At 64.3% G+C, this 21,799-nt stretch carries 16 protein-coding genes; 10 read left to right on the top strand and 6 right to left on the bottom strand.

Features of this window, described 5'->3' with window-relative positions; genetic code table 11:
* The first annotated feature begins 77 nt into the window (after positions 1-77).
* The 5 genes from Q5Z11_RS15670 (at position 78) to Q5Z11_RS15650 (ending at position 6,529) form a co-directional block, all read left to right on the top strand.
* Positions 78-1,256: a phosphoglycerate kinase gene (locus tag Q5Z11_RS15670; protein WP_303747251.1), complete on the top strand. Its 1,179-nt coding sequence runs from the start codon at positions 78-80 to the stop codon at positions 1,254-1,256.
* Positions 1,253-1,897, top strand: a complete 645-nt coding sequence (locus Q5Z11_RS15665; RefSeq protein WP_303747250.1) for an HAD-IA family hydrolase — start codon at positions 1,253-1,255, stop codon at positions 1,895-1,897. The genes Q5Z11_RS15670 and Q5Z11_RS15665 overlap by 4 nt, the downstream gene beginning before the upstream one ends.
* Before the next feature lie 451 nt (positions 1,898-2,348).
* The gene (gene pyk, locus Q5Z11_RS15660) at positions 2,349-3,815 is read left to right on the top strand and encodes a pyruvate kinase (protein ID WP_303747249.1); all 1,467 of its coding nucleotides are present in this window, start codon (positions 2,349-2,351) and stop codon (positions 3,813-3,815) included.
* Between the two features lie 164 nt (positions 3,816-3,979).
* Entirely contained in the window at positions 3,980-4,984 is a 1,005-nt protein-coding gene (locus tag Q5Z11_RS15655) for a class I fructose-bisphosphate aldolase (RefSeq protein ID WP_282271310.1), read from the top strand.
* A gap of 225 nt (positions 4,985-5,209) precedes the next feature.
* A complete protein-coding gene (locus tag Q5Z11_RS15650; RefSeq protein ID WP_303747248.1) occupies positions 5,210-6,529 on the top strand; it encodes a M1 family metallopeptidase in 1,320 nt (439 codons plus the stop codon).
* Between the two features lie 184 nt (positions 6,530-6,713).
* On the opposite strand, the gene Q5Z11_RS15645 is transcribed toward Q5Z11_RS15650, so the two are convergent.
* The 3 genes from Q5Z11_RS15645 to cysG all read right to left on the bottom strand — a co-directional run bounded on the left by Q5Z11_RS15645 (position 6,714) and on the right by cysG (position 9,906).
* Positions 6,714-7,304 carry an O-acetyl-ADP-ribose deacetylase gene (locus tag Q5Z11_RS15645; protein ID WP_303747247.1) on the bottom strand — a complete coding sequence of 197 codons (591 nt, stop codon included), beginning with the start codon at positions 7,302-7,304 and terminating at the stop codon, positions 6,714-6,716.
* Positions 7,305-7,474: 170 nt separating this feature from the next.
* Entirely contained in the window at positions 7,475-8,434 is a 960-nt protein-coding gene (cysK, locus tag Q5Z11_RS15640; RefSeq protein WP_303747246.1) for a cysteine synthase A, read from the bottom strand.
* Between the two features lie 20 nt (positions 8,435-8,454).
* On the bottom strand, positions 8,455-9,906 hold the full coding sequence (gene cysG, locus Q5Z11_RS15635; RefSeq protein ID WP_405051614.1) for a siroheme synthase CysG: 1,452 nt from the start codon (positions 9,904-9,906) through the stop codon (positions 8,455-8,457).
* Between the two features lie 179 nt (positions 9,907-10,085).
* Between cysG and Q5Z11_RS15630 the strand changes: the two genes are divergently transcribed.
* From Q5Z11_RS15630 to Q5Z11_RS15620, 3 genes are all read left to right on the top strand, one after another.
* The gene (locus Q5Z11_RS15630; RefSeq protein WP_303747244.1) at positions 10,086-11,069 is read left to right on the top strand and encodes a LysR family transcriptional regulator; all 984 of its coding nucleotides are present in this window, start codon (positions 10,086-10,088) and stop codon (positions 11,067-11,069) included.
* A 305-nt stretch (positions 11,070-11,374) separates the two neighbouring features.
* A complete protein-coding gene (locus tag Q5Z11_RS15625; protein WP_303747243.1) occupies positions 11,375-11,827 on the top strand; it encodes a hypothetical protein in 453 nt (150 codons plus the stop codon).
* Positions 11,828-11,895: 68 nt separating this feature from the next.
* Positions 11,896-13,956, top strand: a complete 2,061-nt coding sequence (locus Q5Z11_RS15620; RefSeq protein WP_303747242.1) for a TonB-dependent copper receptor — start codon at positions 11,896-11,898, stop codon at positions 13,954-13,956.
* 478 nt (positions 13,957-14,434) lie between these two features.
* Here Q5Z11_RS15620 and Q5Z11_RS15615 read toward each other — a convergent pair whose 3' ends face one another.
* The 3 genes from Q5Z11_RS15615 to Q5Z11_RS15605 all read right to left on the bottom strand — a co-directional run bounded on the left by Q5Z11_RS15615 (position 14,435) and on the right by Q5Z11_RS15605 (position 18,787).
* Positions 14,435-15,166 (bottom strand): phosphoadenylyl-sulfate reductase, encoded by a 732-nt coding sequence (locus Q5Z11_RS15615; protein WP_303747241.1) that lies wholly within the window; start codon positions 15,164-15,166, stop codon positions 14,435-14,437.
* Entirely contained in the window at positions 15,163-16,869 is a 1,707-nt protein-coding gene (gene cysI / locus Q5Z11_RS15610) for an assimilatory sulfite reductase (NADPH) hemoprotein subunit (RefSeq protein ID WP_303747240.1), read from the bottom strand. Before cysI ends, Q5Z11_RS15615 begins: the two co-directional genes overlap by 4 nt.
* 82 nt (positions 16,870-16,951) lie before the next feature.
* Entirely contained in the window at positions 16,952-18,787 is a 1,836-nt protein-coding gene (locus Q5Z11_RS15605) for an assimilatory sulfite reductase (NADPH) flavoprotein subunit (protein WP_303747239.1), read from the bottom strand.
* Between the two features lie 206 nt (positions 18,788-18,993).
* Between Q5Z11_RS15605 and cysD the strand changes: the two genes are divergently transcribed.
* Positions 18,994-19,905 (top strand): sulfate adenylyltransferase subunit CysD, encoded by a 912-nt coding sequence (cysD, locus tag Q5Z11_RS15600; RefSeq protein WP_303747238.1) that lies wholly within the window; start codon positions 18,994-18,996, stop codon positions 19,903-19,905.
* A complete protein-coding gene (cysN, locus tag Q5Z11_RS15595) occupies positions 19,905-21,782 on the top strand; it encodes a sulfate adenylyltransferase subunit CysN (protein WP_303747237.1) in 1,878 nt (625 codons plus the stop codon). The genes cysD and cysN overlap by 1 nt, the downstream gene beginning before the upstream one ends.
* The last annotated feature ends 17 nt before the right edge of the window (positions 21,783-21,799 follow it).

Here is a 21,799-nt window from a genome sequence, read left to right as displayed (position 1 = left end):
GCACCTTGGGTTTGCCCCATCAGGCAGGGCGGGCGAGAATTGCGGTTTCCCCCCATCTTTGCGGAGCTGATCCTGCCATGTCCATCGTTCGCATGACCGACCTCGACCTTTCCGGCAAGCGCGTACTGATCCGCCAGGATCTGAACGTGCCGATCGACGAGAGCGGCAAGATCACCTCCGAGCAGCGCATCACCGCCTCGCTGCCGACCCTGAAGCTGGCGCTGGAGAAGGGCGCTGCCGTGCTGGTGACCTCGCACCTGGGCCGTCCCAAGGAAGGCGTGTGGAGCGAGGCCGATTCGCTGGCACCGGTGGCCAAGCGCCTGTCCGAGCTGCTGGGCGTCGACGTACCGCTGGTCAAGGACTGGGTGGACGGCGTAGCCGTGGCCCCGGGCCAGATCGTGTTGCTGGAGAACTGCCGCATGAATGTGGGCGAGGGCAAGGATGACGAGGCGCTGTCGCAGAAGTACGCCGCGCTGTGCGACGTGTTCGTGATGGACGCCTTTGGCACCGCCCACCGCGCGCAGGCCTCGACCCATGGCGTGATCCGTTTCGCTCCGGTTGCTGCAGGCGGCCCGTTGTTGATGGCCGAGCTGGACGCGCTGGACAAGGCGCTGGCCAACCCGGCGCGCCCGCTGCTGGCGATCGTGGCTGGCTCCAAGGTCTCGACCAAGCTGGAACTGCTGTCCAGCCTGGTCAGCAAGGTCGACCAGTTGATCGTCGGTGGTGGCATCGCCAACACCTTCATCGCTGCCGAAGGCCACGGTGTCGGCAAGTCGCTGGTCGAGAACGATCTGCTGGATACCGCGCGCAAGATCGATGCCGATGCCAAGGCGCGCGGTGCTGAAATCCCGCTGCCGACCGACGTGGTGGTGGCACCGGCGTTCGCCGCTGATGCGCCAGCCACGGTCAAGGCGGTCGATGCCGTCGGCGCCGACGACATGATTCTTGATATCGGCCCGCAGACTGCCGCGCAGTACGCCGAACTGATCGCCAAGGCCGGCACCGTGGTCTGGAACGGCCCGGTTGGCGTGTTCGAGTTCGACGCGTTCGGCAAGGGTACGGAAGCGCTGGCCAAGGCCATCGCCAGCTCCAATGCGTTCTCGATTGCTGGTGGTGGCGACACCCTGGCCGCGGTCGACAAGTACGGCATCGCCAAGCAGGTCAGCTATATCTCTACCGGCGGCGGCGCGTTCCTGGAATTCCTGGAAGGCAAGACCTTGCCGGCGGTGGCAGCGTTGGAGGCTCGCGGCCAGTGAGCCGCGAAGTCTTCTTCTTCGATCTCGACGGCACGCTGATTGATTCGGCCGTCGGCATCACCCGCTGCGTGGCTTTTGCACTGGAACAGATGGAGCATCCGGTGCCGGGCGATGCCGAGCTGCGCAAGTGGATCGGCCCGGCGCTGCGTACCAGCTTCACGCCCTTGTTTGGCGATGCCCTGCGCGTGGAGCGGGCGGTGGAGTTGTACCGCGAGCGTTTCGATGTGCACGGCTGGAAGGAGCACGACATCTACGCCGGTATCGGTGATGTCGTGCGGGGCCTGCACGCGGCCGGCCATCGGCTGGCCGTGGTCACCGCCAAGAACGAGCCGCATGCGCGGCGTATCGTCGAGCACCTGCCGTTTGGTGGCTGCTTCGAGGACATCATCGGGGCGACCGAAGATGGTTCGCGCAGCCACAAGCCGGAGCTGATCGCCGAGGCCTTGCAGCGTTTGTCGTTGCAGGCGTCGCAGTGCTGGATGATCGGCGACCGCCGCATGGACATCGAAGGCGCGCGTCACCACGGCATGCGCAATGTCGGCGTGCTGTGGGGCTTTGGTGGTCGCGAAGAGTTGCAGGCTGCCGGGGCTGGCACGCTGGCGGCTACGCCGGATGAGTTGGCGGCGGTGTTGCGCGGTTGATTGATGGGTTTGATGTTTTGTGGCTCCGGCATCCGGAGCCACAACGCGGACAGGCCTCAGCAAAATTTCAGATCGTCATGCCCGCCTGCGCGGGAATGGCGATCTGAAGGGTTTTCGGGGAAGCCCTCGGCGTTCGTGCCATGCTCGCACCAGTTGTCACTCGATGTCCTCGGCATGTCTTCGCTGCCAACTTTTCTTGCTGCGAAGCAGCAAAGCTTTTCCCCGATCCCACACGCAACGGCAACATCCGCGTGCTGAGCTATCACCTTGGCTTATCGACCTATGCAAGGCAGCTATAGGTCCCGCGTTGTCATACCGTGCGGTATGTCCAGATCGACTGTCTGGCCTGTCTTTGGGACACAGCAGAAAGTGTCGTATGAAATCGTATGCGACATCGTTGTCATGCAATGGATGTGCTACTTTCGGCGGTCTATTAGGGAGACCACGCACAATGATTGAACGTCAGCGCCGCACCAAGATCCTCGCCACCCTCGGGCCGGCAACTGACGCGCCAGGGGTGCTGGACGATCTGTTCCGCGCCGGCGTCAACGTTGTGCGTTTGAATTTCTCCCATGGTGATCCGTCCGGCCAGGCCAGGCGTGCCGCCGACGTGCGTGCCGCCGCCCAGCGTGTGGGCGTGGAAGTCGGCATCCTCGCCGACCTGCCGGGCCCGAAGATCCGCATTGAACGTTTTGCCGAAGGCAAGATTTCGTTGAAGGCTGGCGACCGTTTCGACCTGATCGCCAGCGCCACCGCACCGGCCGGTGACACCAGCCAGGTGGGCGTGAGCTATCTCGGCCTGCCGCAGGACGTGGCGCCGGGTGACGTGCTGTTGCTCGACGACGGCCTGATGCAGCTGCAGGTGGTGGAAGTGCAGGGCGAGCGCATCATCAACACCGTGCTCAATGACGGCGTGCTGTCCGACCGCAAGGGCTTGAACAAGCAGGGCGGCGGTCTGTCGCTGGGCGCGCTGACCGAGCGCGATAAAGAGCTGATCGGCATCGTCGCCAAGATCGGCGTCGACTTCATCGCCGTCTCGTTCTGCCGTAACGCGCAGGACATGAACGACGCGCGCGCCATCGCCGAGTCGCATGGCTGCTACGCCGCGCTGGTGTCCAAGATCGAACGCACCGAAGCCATCGAGAACCTCGAAGAGATCGTCGACGCCAGCGATGTGGTGATGGTGGCGCGTGGCGACCTGGGCGTGGAAATCGGCGACGCCGAACTGCCGGGCCTGCAGAAGAAGATCATCAAGGCCTCGCTGGCGCAGAACAAGGTGGTGATCACCGCCACGCAGATGCTGCAGTCCATGGTCGAAAGCCCGATCCCGACCCGCGCCGAAGTGCTGGACGTGGCCAACTCGGTCATCGACGGTACCGACGCGGTGATGCTGTCGGCCGAAACCGCGGCAGGTGCCTATCCGGTCAAGGCGGTCGAGGCGATGGCCCGTATCTGCCTGGGTGCGGAGCGCCAGTTCCAGACCGAGACCGACTTCAACGCCTCGCCGCGCAACCTGGAGCGCGCCGACCAGGCCATCGCCATGGCCACCATGTTCCTGTCCCAGCACGTGGGCGTGCGCGCCATCGTGGCGATGACCGAATCCGGTGGCACCGCGCGTTACCTGTCGCGCTTCCGCGCCAAGTCGCCGATCTACGCGGTCACCCGCCATGACGGTGCACGCCGGCAGATGGCACTGATGCGCGATGTGTTCCCGATCAATTTCGACAGCCGTGGCTTCACCCCGCGTGAAGCCGCACGTGGCAGCATCCGTCTGCTGGTCGAGTCCAACCTGCTGGAAGCGGGTGATCGCGTGGTGTTCACCAGTGGCGAGCACATGGAAACCCATGGCGCCACCAACACCCTGCGCCTGCTGGAAGTCGGTAACGACGGCCGCGCCAGCGGTCTGGGCGACCTGTAAGCGACGCCAGCAACAAGCCACCGCTCCGGTCATCTTCTGATCGGAGCGGACAGGTTTTGTCCTGACATGACAGGCTGAAACCGGTTCCAGACCTCGCGGGCAGCCAGCCGGTGAGCGGGCCGGGCTATAATCCGGGTTTTCCCGCACGCTGTCACAGGAACCTCATGAGCATCGAACTGCTGGCTGAAACCGCCCAGGCCATGGTCGCCCCGGGCAAGGGCATCATCGCCATTGACGAATCCACCGGTACGATTGCCAAGCGCTTCGCAAGCGTCGGCATCGAGAACACGGAAGAAAACCGTCGTGCCTACCGCGAGCTGCTGCTGACCACGCCGAAGCTCAACGAGCACATCTCCGGCGCGATCCTGTACGACGAAACCATCCGCCAGTCGACCAAGGACGGCGTGCCGTTCGCCAAGTACATGGCCGACAACGGCATGATCCCGGGCATCAAGGTCGACAAGGGTGCGCACCCGCTGGCTGGCTGCCCCGGTGAGCTGGTGACCGAAGGCCTGGACGGCCTGCGCGAGCGCCTGCAGGAGTACTACAAGCTGGGCGCGCGTTTCGCCAAGTGGCGTGCGGTGATCAACATCGGTGAAAGCATGCCGTCGGGCACCTGCATCGAGTCCAACGCCCATGCGCTGGCCCGTTATGCCGCGCTGTGCCAGGAATGCGGCCTGGTGCCGATGGTCGAGCCAGAAGTGATCATGGACGGCGACCACGACATCGAGACCTGCTACGAAGTCACCGAAGCAACCCTGCGTTCGCTGTTCGACGCTCTGTACCAGCAGAACGTTGTGCTGGAAGGGACCATCCTGAAGGCCTCGATGGTCATCCCGGGCAAGACCTGCGACGAGCAGGTGGATGTCGAGGAAGTGGCCGAGTCCACCGTGATGTGCCTGAAGTCGACCGTGCCGGCGATCCTGCCGGGTGTGGTGTTCCTGTCCGGTGGCCAGAGCGATGAGCAGTCCACCGCTCACCTCAACGCCATGAACCAGGTCGGCACCCTGCCGTGGCCGCTGAGTTTCTCCTACGGCCGCGCCATGCAGCAGGCTGCACTGAAGCTGTGGGCCAAGGACATGAAGGGCAACTACGCTGCCGCACAGAAGACCGTGTTCGAGCGTGCCAAGGAAAACGGCCTGGCTGCACAGGGCAAGTGGGAAGGCTGATAGGCCAACCTGCGTGAGTTGAACAGAACGCCGGCCAACAGCCGGCGTTTTGTTTTGCAGTGTTTTTGTAGGAGCGGCGTAAGCCGCGAAGCTGATGCAAAACAAACTGCCGCGATGGCCGCAATTGCAAACATCTTGGCGGCTGTTGCCTTGCCAGCTTCGCGGCTTACGCCGCTCCTACATGCTCGGCGCCCTACAATCGGGTTTTCCATCAGGGAGGATCCGATGCATCGCAGAATCACACTTGGGCTGTTTGCATCGACCATCGCCGTATCTGCCTTCGCTGCGGAAACGCGCAGCTTCGATATCCAGCACTACGCGACCACCCTGGATCTGGAGATCGCAGCAGGCCAGCTGCAGGGCGAAACCCTGGTGCGGTTCAACGCACTCGCTCCGATGCAGAAACTGACGTTGGACAGCGGTGAGCTGGTTGTCGACTCGGCCACGCACGATGGCAAGCCGGTGGACTTCCAACTGGCAGATGGAAAACTGACCGTCAGCCTTGCACGAGCGTTGAATGCCGGCGAGCAAACCAGCGTGCGCCTGCATTACCACGGCAAGCCGCGCTTCGGCCTGGAGTTCGCTGCCGAGCGAAACGAGGTCTACACCGTTTTCTCCACCGATCAATGGATGCCGTCGATCAACGCGCCGGACGAGCGCGCCACCTTGCTGCTGGCATTGCGCCTGCCCAAGGATCTGACGACAGCTGCGGTAGGCGAGGCCTTGCCGTCGCGGCAATTGCCGGATGGCCGCATCGAGCACCGCTGGCAGCTGCGTACACCAATGCCGGGCTACGTCTACGGCTTTGCCGCTGCGCCATACCGGCACGTGCAGCAGACGCATGCCGGCAACACCTTGCATTACTACGCGCTGGATCGTTCAGAGGGCGAGCTGCGGCAACTGTTCGCCGACACCGGCGCCATGTTGGACTTCTTTGCAGAGCGCGCAGGTCTGGCCTATCAGGGCGACTATCGGCAGGCCTTGGTCAAGCGCACCATCGGTCAGGAAATGGCAGGGCTATCGCTGATGTCGGAGGCCTACGGACAGGAGGTGCTTGCCGATGCGACCCAGACCAGCTTGATCGCACACGAGGCTGCACATCAGTGGTGGGGGAATCGCGTTACCTGTGCAGGCTGGGAGCACTTCTGGCTCAACGAAGGTTTCGCCAACTTCATGACCGCTGCATGGTTGCAGCAGTCGCAGGGCGAAGCTGTATATCAGGCGATGGTGCAGGGCTGGGAGCAGCGGCTGCTGGCGTTGCGCGCGAAGGGCGCTGATAGAGCGTTGGTATATCCGAACTGGGACAAGCCCACCTCCGATGACCGTGCGGTGGTCTACCGGAAGGGCGCCTATGTGCTGCACCGCTTGCGCCTGGAGCTTGGTGACGAGGTGTTCTGGCTCGGACTGCGGCAATACACGCAGGCCAATGACGGGAAGTCGGTGGTGACGGCGGATCTCCAGAAGGCGATGGAGCGTGCTGCTGGCCGTTCGCTGCAGGGGTTTTTTGATGCCTGGGTTTACGGGGTAGGTGGTGAGCTGGGGTGATGGGTTTGCTGCCAAGAGCTACCCCTCCCCAACCCTCCCCTTGCCTGTGGCAAAGGGAGGGAGCTGGTCATGCAGGTCGGGCCGATCGCGGGTAGCCGCTCTTGCCCCCTCCCTTTCGCGTAGCGAAGGGGAGGGCTGGGGAGGGGTAGGTTTTGATTTTGCTCGGCTCGAACAGCCAAACACCTCAATGCGCAGGCGCAAACCCACCCGCAAACGACGCCAGCACAGAGCCCGCCTGCTCCTGCGCCGGTCCAGCGCTGGCCAGGGCCTGCTGATAGATCTTGAACGCCGCCGCGTTGTAAGCGACCAGCACGATCCGCACAGGCCGCGCATGGCTCTTCTGCCAGGTCATGGTTTCGGTTGCGGCAATTACCGCCGCCTGGTGCAGCGGGTAGCCGTACACGCCGCAGCTGATCGCCGGGAATGCGATCGATTCCAGACCCATCTGTTCGGCCAGACGCAGCGACTGCCAATAACAATTGGCCAATAGCGCTGCTTCATCGTGACGACCATCGCGCCACACCGGGCCGACGGTATGGAATACATGCCGGGCTGGCAGATTGTGGCCGCCAGTGGCGCGCACTTCGCCGGTGGGGCAGCGCACGCCGGCACGCAGCTCGGGCAGCTGCTCGCATTCGCGCAGCAGGCCGGGGCCTGCGGCCCGATGGATTGCACCGTCCACTCCGCCGCCGCCCAGCAGGGTTTCATTGGCTGCGTTGACGATGACGTCGACCGCCAGTTCGGTAATGTCGCCCTGCCAGACTTCAATGTTCATGGCGCTGATCTTCCGTTGCGATGTATGAGAAAAATGTGACGGCCACCGCCGCGCCGGACACAGCTGCAGTCTGCACCCATGCGGTCTCATCCGGCGCGATTCACGGGCACAGAAAAGCACGAAGGCCGCATAGGCGGCCTTCGCGTTGCTGACGGGTTAAGTAACCGGGGTTACGGAAGGCCGGCCAGCCAGTCGTCGTCGGAGCCGTCGTTCACATCGGCGAACAGCGGGGTGGAGAAGTAGCGCTCGCCGGTATCGGGCAGCATCGCCAGGATTACCGAGCCGGCTTCGGCAGTGGCGGCCACATCCAGCGCACTGGCAACCGTGGCGCCGGAGGAGATGCCGACGAAGATGCCTTCCTCGGCGGCCAGGCGGCGCGAGGTCTCGATCGCACGCTCGTCCTGGATCGACAGCAACTGGTCGTAGACGTTGCGGTTGAGCACTTCCGGGATGAAGTCCGGGGTCCAGCCCTGGATCTTGTGCGGGGTGAAATCCTTGCCGGCCAGCAGGGCGGCGCCGGCCGGTTCGGTGGCGATGATGCGGGTTTCCGGACGGGCCAGCTTCAGCACTTCGCCGACGCCGGTCAGGGTGCCGCCGGTGCCCCAGCCGCTGACGAAGTAGTCCAGACGCTTGCCGGCGAAGTCGCGCAGGATCTCGGCGGCGGTGGTCTGCCGGTGATAGGCCGGATTGGCCGGGTTGGCGAACTGGCTGGCCAGGAACCAGCCGTGCTGCTGGGCCAGCTCCTTGGCCTTGCGCACCATGCCGCTGCCGCGCTCGGCGGCCGGGGTCAGGATGACCTTGGCACCGTAGGCGCGCATCAGCTTGCGGCGCTCGATGGAGAAGGTTTCCACCATCGTGGCGACGAACTTGTAGCCACGCGCGGCGGCGACCATAGCCAGGGCCACGCCGGTGTTGCCGGAGGTGGCTTCGACGATGGTGTCGCCGGGCTTGAGCAGGCCCTTCTTCTCGGCGTCGAGGATGATGGCCAGGGCCAGACGGTCCTTGACCGAACCGGCCGGGTTGAACGACTCGACTTTGACGTAGATATCGACGCCGGCTGGGGCCAGGCGGTTGAGTTTGACCACCGGGGTATTGCCGATGGTGTCCAGGATGCTGTTGTACAGGGCCATTGAAGTCTCCGGGGAGGTGGTCAGGCGGCGTCGGCCAGTGTGGGCGGTGCCGTCTTTGCGGAAAGTGAGGAAACAGTAGGCGTTGCGTGCAGCGGCGCAGCGCCGAACCAATGCAGTTCATCGGCCAGCGCCGCCACCTCGCCGAGCACCAGCAGGGCAGGGGACTTCACCTGGTGCTGGGCGGCAGCATCCGGCAGCTGGCGCAGTTGCCCGCTGACCACCCGCTGCTCGGCACGCGAGCCATTTTCGATCAGGGCGAATGGGGTACTGGCCGACATTCCCGCGGCTAGCAGGTGGCTGCGGATCTGCGCCAATGCGGCCACGCCCATGTAGAACACCAGGGTCTGTCGCGGCTCTGCCAGCGCGGGCCAATCCAGCGTGTCCAGCGAGTCCTTGCAGTGTGCGGTCACCAGCCGCAACTGCTGGGCGTGGTCACGATGGGTGAGGGGAATGCCGGCGTAAGCCGCGCAGGCCAGCGCGGCGGTGATGCCGGGCACAACTTCGAAGGCGATGCCATGGCTGCGCAGGAACTGCAGTTCTTCGCCGCCACGGCCGAACACGAAGGCATCGCCGCCCTTGAGCCGCACCACGCGCTTGCCAGCGCGGGCATGCTCAAGCATCAGCGCATGGATATGTTCCTGTGCAGTGCTGCGGCCCTGCGCGGATTTGCCCACTTCGATGAAGTCGGCATCGCGGCGCGCAAGCTGCAGCACCTCGGCGCTGACCAGGCGATCATGCAGGATCACATCGGCCTGATTAAGTGCACGCAACGCGTTGAGGGTGAGCAGGCCGGGATCGCCCGAGCCGGCGCCAACCAGCACCACCGAGCCGGGATGAACCGGTGCTTCGGCCGCGAGGTCCAGCAATAGCTGGGTTTCGGCCGCGATCGACTGGCGTGAGCGCAGCAGGCCGAGCAACGGCCCCTCGATCAAGCGATCGAAGAAGCGGCGGCGCGCGGCCAGCTCAGGGAAGCGCTCGCGTATCAATCCGCGCTTGCGGCTTACCAACTGCGCCAATTGGCCCCAGGCCTGATCAAACCGCTCCTCGATCTGGCGGCGCACATGGCGCGCCACCATTGGCGCACCACCGCCACTGGAAATCGCTATCTGCAGCGGGCCGCGCTCGACCACCGCAGGCACGTGGAAACCGGACAACGCAGCGTCGTCCACCACATTGACGAACAGCCGCCGCGCTTCGGCGGCCTCGGCGACGGCGCGATTGATGGCGTTGTCGTCGGTTGCGGCAATCACCAGCCAGACCGATTGATCCAGCCATGCCGGATCGAACTGTCCCTTCAGCCACTGGATACGACCACCGTCCGCCAGAATCTGCAGCGCAGGGCTCAGCGACGGCGCACCAACCTGTGGCAGGGCACCTGCGCGCAGCAACGCATCGGTTTTGCGCTCGGCCACCGCGCCCCCGCCGACGACCAACACCGCCCGAGCTTTCAGGTCGGCAAACAGGGGGAACAAGGGGCTGTCCAAGGCGGTGGCGGCGGTAGTCGGAGTAAGGTCCGTGACCGTATCGCCAGCCCTGCGGGGCCGGAAATGAAAAGCGCCCCATGTCAGATAACTTTAGGTTATAAGTATCGGGAGCGTTTTGGCCTACATTCTTCACAGTTCCTTACTGAAGATCTCTTACCAACACTGCGATGACACTTACCCAACTGCGTTACCTCGTTGCCATTGCCGATGCCGAGCTGAACATCACGCTCGCCGCGACGCGGGTGCATGCCACCCAGCCGGGGTTATCCAAGCAACTCAAACAACTTGAAGACGAGTTGGGTTTCCTGTTGTTCGTGCGCAAGGGCAGAAGCCTGGAATCGGTGACGCCGGCCGGCGAGGAAGTGATCAACCGCGCGCGCAGCGTGTTGGCGGAAGCGAACAACATCCGCACCTACGCAGCCAACCAACGTCGTGAGAGCCACGGCCAGCTGATCCTGACCACCACCCACACGCAGGCACGTTTCGTATTGCCGCCTGCGGTTGCGCGCATCAAGTTGGCCTACCCGCAGGTGAGCGTGCATCTGCAGCAGGCTGCTGAAAGCGATGCACTGGATCTGCTGAGCCAGGGCGACGCGGATATCGCCATCATCAGCACCGCAGGTGGCGAGCCGAGCACCGGTATTGCCGTGCCCTTGTACCGCTGGCGTCGGCTGGTGCTGGTGCCCAAGGGCCATCCGCTGGACCGCGCCGGAGTGACGCCGGACATGGCGGCATTGGCGAGCCACCCGCTGATCAGCTATGAATCCTCCACCCGCACCAGTTCATCGCTGCGACGCGCGTTTGCCGCGCTTGATCTGGAGCCGGACCTGACCTTGACCGCGCTGGATGCGGACCTGATCAAGACATACGTGCGCACCGGTCTGGGTGTTGGCCTGCTCGCGGAAATGGCGGTAAGCGCCAACGACACCGACCTGCGCGCCTGGCCGGCACCGGCATCAATCCCCGAGTGCATCGCATGGGCGGTATTGCCGCGCGATCGCGTATTGCGCGATTACGCTCTGGAGCTGGTGCACGTGCTTGCACCGCAGATAGACAAGCGCGATCTGCGCCGCGTGTTGGACGGCAACCAGCAGGCCGATTGGCCGCTGCCGCCGACCTGGGAATCGTTGACGCAGACGATTACGGTTTAAGCGAAGCAGATCACCGGTAGTGCCGAGCCATGCTCGGCAGAGGCTTTCCTCGTAGACCGCGCAGGATCTTGTAGGAGCGGCGTAAGCCGCGAAGCTGATGATGCATCCGAATGCAGCAATGCCTGCGATTCCATTGATGTCAGCTTCGCGGCTTACGCCGCTCCTACAGCAGCTGTTGTGCTGATCCGTTGCTTGGAAGGCTTCTGCCGAGCATGGCTCGGCACTACAGGGCGGCGGTCATGCGGCAAACGGTCGCACCCTGTGTGGCGACCCCATTATTGCCATGCCGATAAAATGGGCGAGTCATGCGCTCGCTTCGCTTCCAATCCTTTGTGCTCCTGCTGGCCTTTGCCGCTGCCTTGTTGATGGCAGTGGCGCCGGTGGTCAGCCGCTGGCTGCAATCGCAGCAGCTGCCGATGAGTGCAATGGATCATGCGGCGCATGAGGCTGCGATGCAGATGCCGGTCGATCCGCATGCAGGCCACCACGACATGCAGCACATGTCGCATGCAGCTCCTGCGCTTGCAGCGACAGAGGTGAAGCCTGCTTCGATGCCGGCCGACCCCCACGCTGCCCACGGCGAGGCCTGCGATTACTGCACCATGGCATCGCGCCTGCTGCCATGGCTGGCGGTGATCCTGGTACTGGCACCGCTGCTGTATCGGCTTGCGCCACAATCTCCCCGCAAAACGCTTCGGCCTGCCAGCCTGCGCTGGCCGGCGCATCCACCGCGTGGGCCGCCGGTGCTCTCCAGATAACGCCACCTTTCCTGTTTGCCGCGCGCTGCCCCCGGGTAGCACGTGGCTGTGTCGTATTGGAGAAGCAAATGAAATTCCTTTCCCGCACGCCGGGTGCGCCCGCGTGCCTGTCCGTCTGTGTCTGCATGGCGCTGTTCCCCCATCTCGCGGTTGCTGCCGAGCGTGATCTGACCCGAACCCTGGATACCTTGGTGGTCACCGCCGCGGCGCCGTCCTCGCCGCTGCAATGGGTTACCGATCCACATCTGCCGCGGCAGCCTGTGCCTGCCAGCGACGGCGCCGATTACCTCAAGACCGTGCCGGGTTTCTCGGCGATCCGTAATGGCGGGACCAACGGCGACCCCGTGCTGCGCGGCATGTCCGGTTCGCGACTGAACATCCTCAGTAATGACGGCACGATGATCGGCGCCTGTCCGTCGCGGATGGACAACCCCTTGTCCTACATCGCGCCGGAAACCTATGACCGCCTGACCGTCATCAAGGGCCCGCAAAGCGTGCGCTGGGGCGCCGGTGCCTCCGCTGGCACGGTGCGCTTCGAGCGCGAGACGCCGCGCTTCGACAGTCCGGGCATGGAGCTGAAAGCCAGCGCATTGGCCGGTTCCAATAACCGCAATGACCAGATGCTCGATGCCAGTTTCGGCAGCACACCGGGCTATGTGCGGGTCAACGGCAACCGCTCCGAGTCTGATGATTACAGTGATGGCAATGGTGATGTGGTGCCGTCGCGCTGGCGCAAGTGGAACGCCGATGCAGCCATCGGTTGGACTCCGGACGCCGATACTGTGCTGGAGATCAGCGCCGGCACTGGCGACGCGATTGCGCGTTACGCGGGGCGTGGCATGGACGGTGCAGCGTTCAAACGCGACAGCTATGGCCTGCGTTTTGAACGCGACAACCTGCCGGGTGCCTGGGACAAGCTGCAGGCCAATCTGTATTACAACAATGCAGATCATTTGATGGACAACTACACCCTGCGCACGCCCAACCCGGACAGCAGCATGCCGATGCCAATGGCTGCGAACGTGGAGCGGCGTACGACTGGCGGCCGCGTCAGCAGTGAGTGGCGCTGGCAGGAGGTGGCAGTCGTCGCCGGTGTCGATGCGCAGGAAAGTCGCCATCGCAGCCGCAGTGGCATGGGACGCAACACCTGGAAGCAATCGCCGTGGAAGCGCGATGCGGACTTCAGCAGCCAGGGCGTGTTCACCGAGCTGACCTTGGGCGAGGGAACGGCGCAGCGTTGGATCAGTGGTCTGCGTCTGGACAGGGCCGAGGTGGAAGACAAGCGCACTACGACCGGCATGATGGGCATGCCCAATCCCACCGCCGGGCAGCGGCGCAAGGAGGACCTGGGCAGCGGCTTCCTGCGCTACGAGCGCGACCATGGCAAGGCCTGGACCTGGTATGCCGGCATCGGTCACAGCGAGCGCATGCCTGATTACTGGGAACTGTTCTCGGCCGACGCTGGACCAACCGGCAGCATCAACGCGTTCTCGGGAGTGAAGCCGGAGCAGACCACGCAGTTGGATCTGGGGCTGCAGTTCCGCAGCGAAAAGCTCGATGCATGGGTGTCGGCCTATGCCGGACGCCTGCAGGACTACATCCTGTTCCAGTACCGCAGCGGCGGCATGATGGGCAGCAGCACCCAGGCCAGCAATGTGGATGCACGCATTGCCGGTGCCGAGGCCGGTTTGGAATGGCGGCCGACGCAGGCATGGAAGCTGGGCAGCACGCTGGCCTATGCCTGGGGTGAGAACCGTAGCGAAAACCGACCCTTGCCGCAGATTCCACCGTTGGAGGGGCGCTTCTCGGCATCTTATGAGCAGGCACGCTGGTCGGTGGGGGCCTTGTTCCGAGCTGTCAGCCGGCAGAGCCGGGTAGCCCAGGATGAGGGCAATGTGGTGGCGCGGGATCTGGGGCCGAGTGCAGGCTTTGCGACCTTGTCACTCAACGGTGCCTATCGGATCAACGACAGTCTGCGGGCCAGCGTTGGTGTCGACAATCTGTTCGATCGTGCCTATGCCGAGCATCTGAATCTGGCCGGCAGTGCGGATTTCGGCTTTCCGGCAGACCCGGTGCGGATCAATGAGCCCGGGCGGTCGTTCTGGTTGAAGCTGGACTATCGGTATTGAGTCTCGACATTCACCGCTGACGGTGAAATGCAGGATTGGTAGAGCGCAGCCATGCTGCGCTGGGGCTTTACCGGTGAAGCCTCCGCCGAGCATGGCTCGGCACTACAGGACTTGCCCCTCTCCCGCTTGCGGGAGAGGGGTTGGGGTGAGGGCAGCTTTTGCAGTGCGCAGCGGTGCTGCGCTGGGGCTTTACCGGTGAGGCCTCTGCCGAGCATGGCTCGGCACTACGGGATTTGCCCCTCTCCCGCTTGCGGGAGAGGGGGGGGAGGGCGGCTTTTGCAGTGCGCAGCGGTGCTGCGCTGGGGCTTTACCGGTGAAGCCTCTGCCGAGCATGGCTCGGCACTACAGGACTTGCCCCTCTCCCGCTTGCGGGAGAGGGGTTGGGGTGAGGGCGGCTTTTGCCGTGCGCAGCGGTGCTGCGTTTGGGCGTTATCGGTGAAGCCTCTGCCGAGCGTGGCTCGGCACTACATGGCTTTGCTCAAATCTCTTCGTGCAGGCCGCATTCGCGCTTCAGGCCGAAGAAGCGCGTGTCTTCCTCGCGCATGCCCGGTTCCCAGCGGCGGGTGGTGTGGAAGTCGCCGATCGAGACGTAGCCTTGTTCCCATAGCGGGTGGTAGGGCAGCTGGTGTTCCTGCAGGTACTTCCACACATCGCGGTCATTCCAGTCGGCAATCGGATTGACCTTGTAGCGCTCGCCACGACGCTGCAGCACCGGTGTATTGGCGCGGCTGGCGGATTGGCTGCGGCGCAGGCCGGTGAACCAGGTGCCTACCTGCAGATCGTCCAGCGCCCGCTTCATCGGCTCGACCTTGCGCAGGTTGTTGTACTGCTCGATGCCGACGACGCCCTGTTCCCACAAGCGGCCATGGCGCGCCTCCATCCATGCGCGACTGACCTGCGGCCGGTAGACCTTGAGATTGAGCTTGAGCCGGTCGGTCAATTCGTCGGCGAAGCGGTAGGTCTCCGGGAACAGGTAGCCGGTATCAATAAGGATGACCGGGATGTCCGGATGCTGGCTGCTGAGCAGATGCAGGGTCACCGCCGACTGCGCGCCGAAGCTCGACGACAGCACATGCGCGCCGGGTGCATTCTGCAGTGCCCATTCGACGCGCTGCTGCGCATCCATCGAATCGAGCAGGGTATTGAGCGGGCCCAGGTCGTCAGGCAGGGCAACCGACGGAGTGTTGGAGGTTTTGGGCAGGGCGCTCATGCTTGCAGTTCCACGGATATCTGGCGGTGGGTGGGGTAGGTGGGGAGATTGACGATGCCGGCCCGGTGCAGGAAATCACCGAAGCCTTCGCTGCCGTCGCGCTCGCCGGAATAGCGGGCGAACAGCGGCGCCAATGCATCGAGGATCTCCGGCTCGGTGATGTTCTCGCGGTACAACGTGTTCAAGCGCTGGCCGCGGTGGTCGGCGCCGAGCATCAGGTTGTAGCGGCCCGGTGCCTTGCCAACCAGGGCGATCTCGCCGAGGTAGGGGCGTGAGCAGCCGTTCGGGCAACCGGAGATGCGCAGCAGGATCGGTGCGTCGGCCAGCTGATGCTGTTCCAGCAGCGGCTGCAGCTTGGCGCTGAAGTCGGGCAGGTAGCGTTCGGCCTCGGCCATTGCCAGTCCGCAGGTGGGTAGTGCGACGCAGGCAATCGCGGCACGTGCCAGCGCGGTCGGCGCGCGATTGCCGATGTCCAGCCCGGCGCTTTGCACGATGGCATCGATCTGTGCGCGCTGCTGTGCCGGTACGCCGGCGATGACCAGATTCTGGTTGCCGGTCATGCGGAACTCGCCGTCGAGAATGCGGGCGATTTCGCGCAGGGCGGTCAGGTGCGGGGCACCGGCCACATCGGCGATACGTCCGGCCTGCAGCGACAGGGTCAGGTGCCAACGGCCATCGTCGCCTTCGACCCAGCCGTAGCGGTCGCCACTGTGGTCAAACGGAGCAGCACGCGATGGTGCGAAGCGGATGCCGGCGCGACGTTCGATTTCGGAAACCACCGTGTCCAGGCCGTGGTCATCGATGGTGTACTTGAAGCGTGCGCGCTTCCGCAGGTCGCGGTTGCCAAGGTCGCGCTGGGTGGTGACGGTTGCGGTGGCCACATCCAGCAGTGCCTCGCGCGGAATGAAGCCGACGCTGTTGGCGATGCGCGGATAGGTCTCGGCATCGCCGTGGGTGGCACCCATGCCGCCGCCGATGGTCACGTCATAGCCAAGCAGCTCGCCGGCATCATCGAGCACGCCGATGAAGCCCAGGTCGTTGGCATAGACGTCGACGTCGTTGAGCGGCGGCAGTGCGAAGCCGATCTTGAACTTGCGCGGCAGGTAGCGCTCGCCGTAGATCGGCTCTTCCTCGGCGCCGCTGCCGGCCACACGTTCTTCGTCCAGCCAGATTTCGTAGTAGGCGCGGGTATTGGGCAGCAGGTGCTCGGAGGTGCGTGCGGCATCGGCATATAGCGTGGCATGCGCGCTGGAGAGCAAGGGGTTGGCGGCGACCAGCACGTTGCGGTTGACGTCACCGCAAGCCGCCAGGGTGTCGATCAATGCCGCATTGATCGCCTGCATGGTCGCTTTCAACTCGCGCTTGATCACGCCGTGGAACTGGAAGGCCTGGCGGGTGGTGATACGTAGCGAATGGTTGCCGTAGCGGGTGGCGATGCTGTCCAGTTTCAGCCACTGCTCCGGGCTGATCACGCCGCCCGGGGTGCGGGTGCGGATCATGAACTGGTAGGCCGGCTCGAGTTTCTGCCGGCGGCGCTCATCGCGCACGTCGCGGTCGTCCTGCTGGTAGCTGCCGTGGTACTTGATCAGGGTCTGGTCGTCTTCGCGCAACGCGCCGGTGACCGGGTCGGCCAGGCTTTCCAGCAAGGAGCCGCGCAGGCGGTTGCTGTCAGCCTTGATGTTTTCAACGGAGTGGGTGCTCATTCTGTTCGCTGTCAGGAGTCGGGGTTGTAGGAGCGGCGTAAGTCGCGAAGCCGGCGCTGGATCAGATCGCAGCGTTCAAGCCTCAATACACATCCCGTCCATAGCGCCCCTCCGTGTGCAGTCGAGTCAGATAGTCGCGGGCATCGTCTTCATCCAGCCCGCCGTGTTCGCGTAGTACATCCAGCAACGCTGCATGCACGTCCTTGCCCATGGTGATGGCGCCGCATACATACAGGTGCGCGCCGTTCTGCAGCCAGTCGTACAGGTCACGGCCGCGGGTACGCAGGCGCTGCTGCACGTAGATCTTGTCGGCCTGGTCGCGCGAGAACGCCAGGTCCAGGCGATCCAGTTCCTTGCGGCGCAGCGCATCCTGCCACTCGGTCTGGTAGAGGAAATCGGTGTTGAAATGGCGCGCGCCGAAGAACAGCCAGTTGCGGCCGGTGGCGCCGATCTCCGCGCGCTCCTGCACGAAGCCGCGGAACGGGGCAACGCCGGTGCCGGGGCCGATCATGATGATGTCGTGGCTGCCGTCGGCTGGTACCCGGAAGCGTTCGTTGGCTTCGATGTAGACCGGCAGCTGCGCACCTTCTTCCAGTGCACTCAGGAAGCCGCTGGCGGCCCCAACGTGCTCGCTGCCATGCGCGTGATAACGCAGTTCGTCGACGGTCAGGTGAACTTCTTCGCCAACGCGCTTGCGGCTGGAGGCGATGGAATACAGGCGGTGCGTGGCGGGGCGCAGGGTGCCGAGCAGGGCTTCGGCATTCCACTCGGCCGGCCAGCGGCGCAGCACGTCGACCAGCTGATGGTCTTCGAATACCGAGGCAAGCTCGCTCTTCTGTGCCGGATCGAGCAGGCGTGCAAGTTCAGGATGCGCACTGCGCTCAGCCACCGAAGCCAGCAGCGGGCGCGAGATGCGGGTCAGCTCGCGGTGTTCGCCCAGCCATTGCGCCAGCGGCCGGCTGTGGCCGTCGTGCTCGACCTGCAGCGCGCCATCCAGGTCGGTGACATCCAGCACCGCCTCGACCAGCTCGGCCGGGTTACGGTGCACGATGCCGAGCGCGTCGCCGGGTTCGTAGTGCAGGCCGCTGCCTTCCAGCGACAGCTCAAGGTGATGCACGGACTTGGCTGCGTTGCCGTAGCTGGCATAGGCCGGGCCCTTGAAGTCACGGCCACTGATCACCTGGCGCGACAGTAGTTCGGCGCTGAATGGATGTTGGGCGGTCCAGGCGCCGGCATGGCGCAGCGGGGTGACATTGCTGGGCGCGGCAACCACGGTCTCGCCGATCACCTCGCGCGCATTGGCCAGTGCCTGCGCCTGCCACGGCGTGGCGACTACGTCGATATCCAGGTCCGCCTCGCCGACCGGCTGCAGGCGGGTGGCACCCAACTCGGTCAGGCGGCTGTCCAGCTTGCGGGCGATGCCGCAGAACTCCACGTAGCTGGAGTCGCCCAGGCCGAGCACGGCGTACTTCAGTTCCGGCAGCTTGGGCGCACGTTTGCCGGCGATGAACTCGACCAGGCCGATCGCGTCGTCCGGCGGATCGCCTTCGCCCTGGGTGCTGATGACGATATAGAGCAGGCGTTCATTGGCCAACTCGCGGGTAGCGTAGGCATCGGCGCGGACCACCCGCACTGGCAGGCCTGCGGCTTCTGCCTCGGCGGCCAGTTGTTCCGCAGCGCGGCGGGCGTTGCCGGTCTGGCTGCCATAGACCACGGTCAGGCGGGTCTGCGCTGGCTGTGCGGCTTGGCCGCCGGGGATGACGGTAAGGGCAGTGGGAGAGGTACCCTGCGCCAACCCGGCGGCAAACCCGGACAGCCACCACAGGCTGTTTCCATCCAAGCCGTCCACCAGTCGCGTCAGCAAGACCCTGCGGTCTTCAGGCAAGGGGCTGGGTGGCACGGTGGCGGCGGCGGTCATTTCCATTCCGGTCTAGGTAGGGATGACCGATGCTAGGTACAGCGCGCCAGCAGGGGAAAGGAGCAGCGGTTATCGCTTCATGCCCTGGGTTTATTTCGCTTGCCTTTAGTGATGCTCATATAGTGCCTATCCGGTTCAGGTTTGGCGCTATTTCACTGCTACCCTTCATTGCCAATTATCCACTCCTCTTTAAATTGCAATCCGAAATGACTGTTAATGTACCGATGTCTCATCTGGACCGACTGGAAGCCGAAAGCATTCATATCCTGCGTGAAGTCGCTGCCGCCTTTGACAACCCGGTGCTGCTGTACTCGGTGGGCAAGGACAGCTCGGTCTTGCTGCATCTGCTGATGAAGGCGTTCGCGCCGGGCGTACCGCCGATCCCGCTGCTGCATGTGGACACCCGCTGGAAGTTCCGCGAGATGATCGCCTTCCGCGACCGTCGGGTAGCCGAAACCGGCACCGAGCTGCGCGTGCATATCAACCCGGATGGCATCGCCCGTGACATCGGCCCGGTCAGCCACGGTCCCAGCGTGCATACCGATGTGATGAAGACCCAGGGGCTGAAGCAGGCCTTGGACAAGTGGAAGTTCGATGCCGCCATCGGTGGCGCACGCCGCGACGAAGAGAAGTCACGGGCCAAGGAGCGGGTGTTCTCGTTCCGCAACGACCGCCACCGCTGGGACCCGAAGAACCAACGCCCTGAACTGTGGAACCTGTACAACGCCCGCATCCATCAGGGCGAGAGCGTGCGCGTGTTCCCGCTGTCCAACTGGACCGAACTGGATATCTGGCTCTACATCTACCGCGAGAAGATCCCGGTGGTGCCGCTATACCTGGCGGCTGAGCGACCTGTCGTCGAGCGCGATGGCAGCCTGATCATGGTCGATGACGAGCGCCTGCCGCTGCATCCTGGCGAAGTGCCACAGCTGCGCAAGGTGCGTTTCCGCACGCTGGGCTGCTATCCGCTGACCGGCGCAATCGAGTCCGAAGCCGACACACTGGAGAAGATCATCGCCGAAATGCTGGTCTCCACCAGTTCCGAGCGCCAAGGCCGCTTGATCGACCACGACCAGTCTGCATCGATGGAGAAGAAGAAGTTGGAAGGGTATTTCTGATGAGCGCCGTGACCACTTCTTCCGACATCGCCGCCTACCTCAAAATCCACGAAACCAAGCCGCTGCTGCGCTTCATTACCTGCGGCAGCGTCGACGACGGCAAGAGCACCCTGATCGGGCGGCTGTTGTACGAAAGCAAGCGCTTGTTCGATGACCAGCTGTCCGCGCTGGAAGCAGACAGCCGTCGCCATGGCACCCAGGGCGAGCGCATCGATTACGCATTGCTGCTCGATGGGCTGGCAGCCGAGCGAGAGCAGGGCATCACCATCGATGTGGCCTACCGCTACTTCGATACCGACCGCCGCAAGTACATCGTCGCCGATTGCCCCGGCCACGAGCAGTACACGCGCAATATGGCCACCGGCGCCTCCACTGCCGATGTGGCAGTGGTGCTGGTGGATGCGCGCAAGGGCCTGCTGACGCAGACGCATAGGCATAGCTACATCATCTCGCTGCTGGGCATCGGCCAGGTGGTGCTGGCGGTGAACAAGATGGATCTGGTCGACTACGACCAGGCGGTGTTCGAGCGCATCGTCGCCGACTACCAGATGCTTGCGGCGCAGTTGGGCATTGCCAACGTCCAGGCGATTCCGTTGTCGGCGCTGGAAGGACAGAACCTGTCCACGCGTTCGTCGGCGATGCCTTGGTATAGCGGTCCCAGCCTGATCGAGCACCTGGATACGGTTGAGCTGAGCGCGCATGACGCCGCCAGTGGGCTACGCCTGCCGGTGCAATGGGTCAATCGACCCAACCAGGACTTCCGTGGGTTTGCTGGCACCATTGCCGCCGGTCAGGTGCGCGTGGGCGATCAAGTGGTGGTGTTGCCCTCGGCGCGTCGCTCCACGGTCAAGCAGGTGCTGGGCCCGGATGGTCCGCTGTCGGTCGCCGCGACCGGGCAGGCGGTGACGCTGACCCTGGACGACGAAGTCGATGTCAGCCGAGGCGACGTGATCGCCGCCGCCGGTGATCCGCCGGAGGTGGCCGACCAGTTCGCTGCGCACGTGTTGTGGATGGACGATGCAGCGTTGCTGCCGGGTCGGCCTTATTGGCTGCAGATCGGCAGCCGCACCGTGGCGGCCAGCATCAGCGAGATCAAGCACCGCGTTGACGTGAATACGCAAGAGCGTCTGGCGGCCAAACGCCTCGAGCTGAATGAGGTGGGTTACTGCAACCTGTCGCTGGACGAGCCGGTGGCCTTCGCCCCATATGCGCAGAACCGGGCCTTGGGCGGCTTCATCCTGATCGACCGCCAGACCAATGCCACCGTCGCCGCCGGCACCCTGGACTTCGCCCTGCGCCGCGCGGGCAATGTGCATTGGCAGCATCTGGACGTGGACAAGGCTGCACGAGCACGTATCAAGGGCCAGCAGCCCAAGGTGCTGTGGTTCACCGGCCTGTCCGGCGCGGGCAAGTCCACCGTCGCCAACCAGGTCGAGAAGCGCCTGCATGCGCAGGGCGTGCATACCTTCCTGCTGGACGGTGACAACGTCCGTCATGGCTTGAACCGGGACCTGGGCTTCACCGACGAGGACCGCGTGGAGAACATTCGTCGCGTCGCCGAAGTGGCCCGTTTGATGGCCGATGCCGGATTGGTGGTGCTGGTCAGCTTCATCTCGCCCTTCCGCGCCGAGCGACAGATGGCGCGTGAACGCTTCGACGCTGGCGAGTTCATCGAGGTCTTCGTTGATGTGCCGCTGGCCGTGGCCGAAGCCCGCGATGTGAAGGGCCTGTACCGCAAGGCCCGTGCCGGGCAGATTCCAAATTTCACCGGCATCGATTCGCCGTATGAAGCACCGGAGAACCCCGAGCTGCACCTGCGGGCCGATACGGACAGCGTGCCGGCGATGGTGGAGCAGGTGCTGCAGGCGCTGCGCTGAGTCGTTCGCGGTTGCAA

The organism is Stenotrophomonas sp. 610A2 (assembly GCF_030549615.1).
GTDB lineage: Bacteria > Pseudomonadota > Gammaproteobacteria > Xanthomonadales > Xanthomonadaceae > Stenotrophomonas > Stenotrophomonas pigmentata.
Note: the sequence above shows the minus strand (reverse complement) of the source record. Positions and strands in the feature narration are given on the sequence as shown.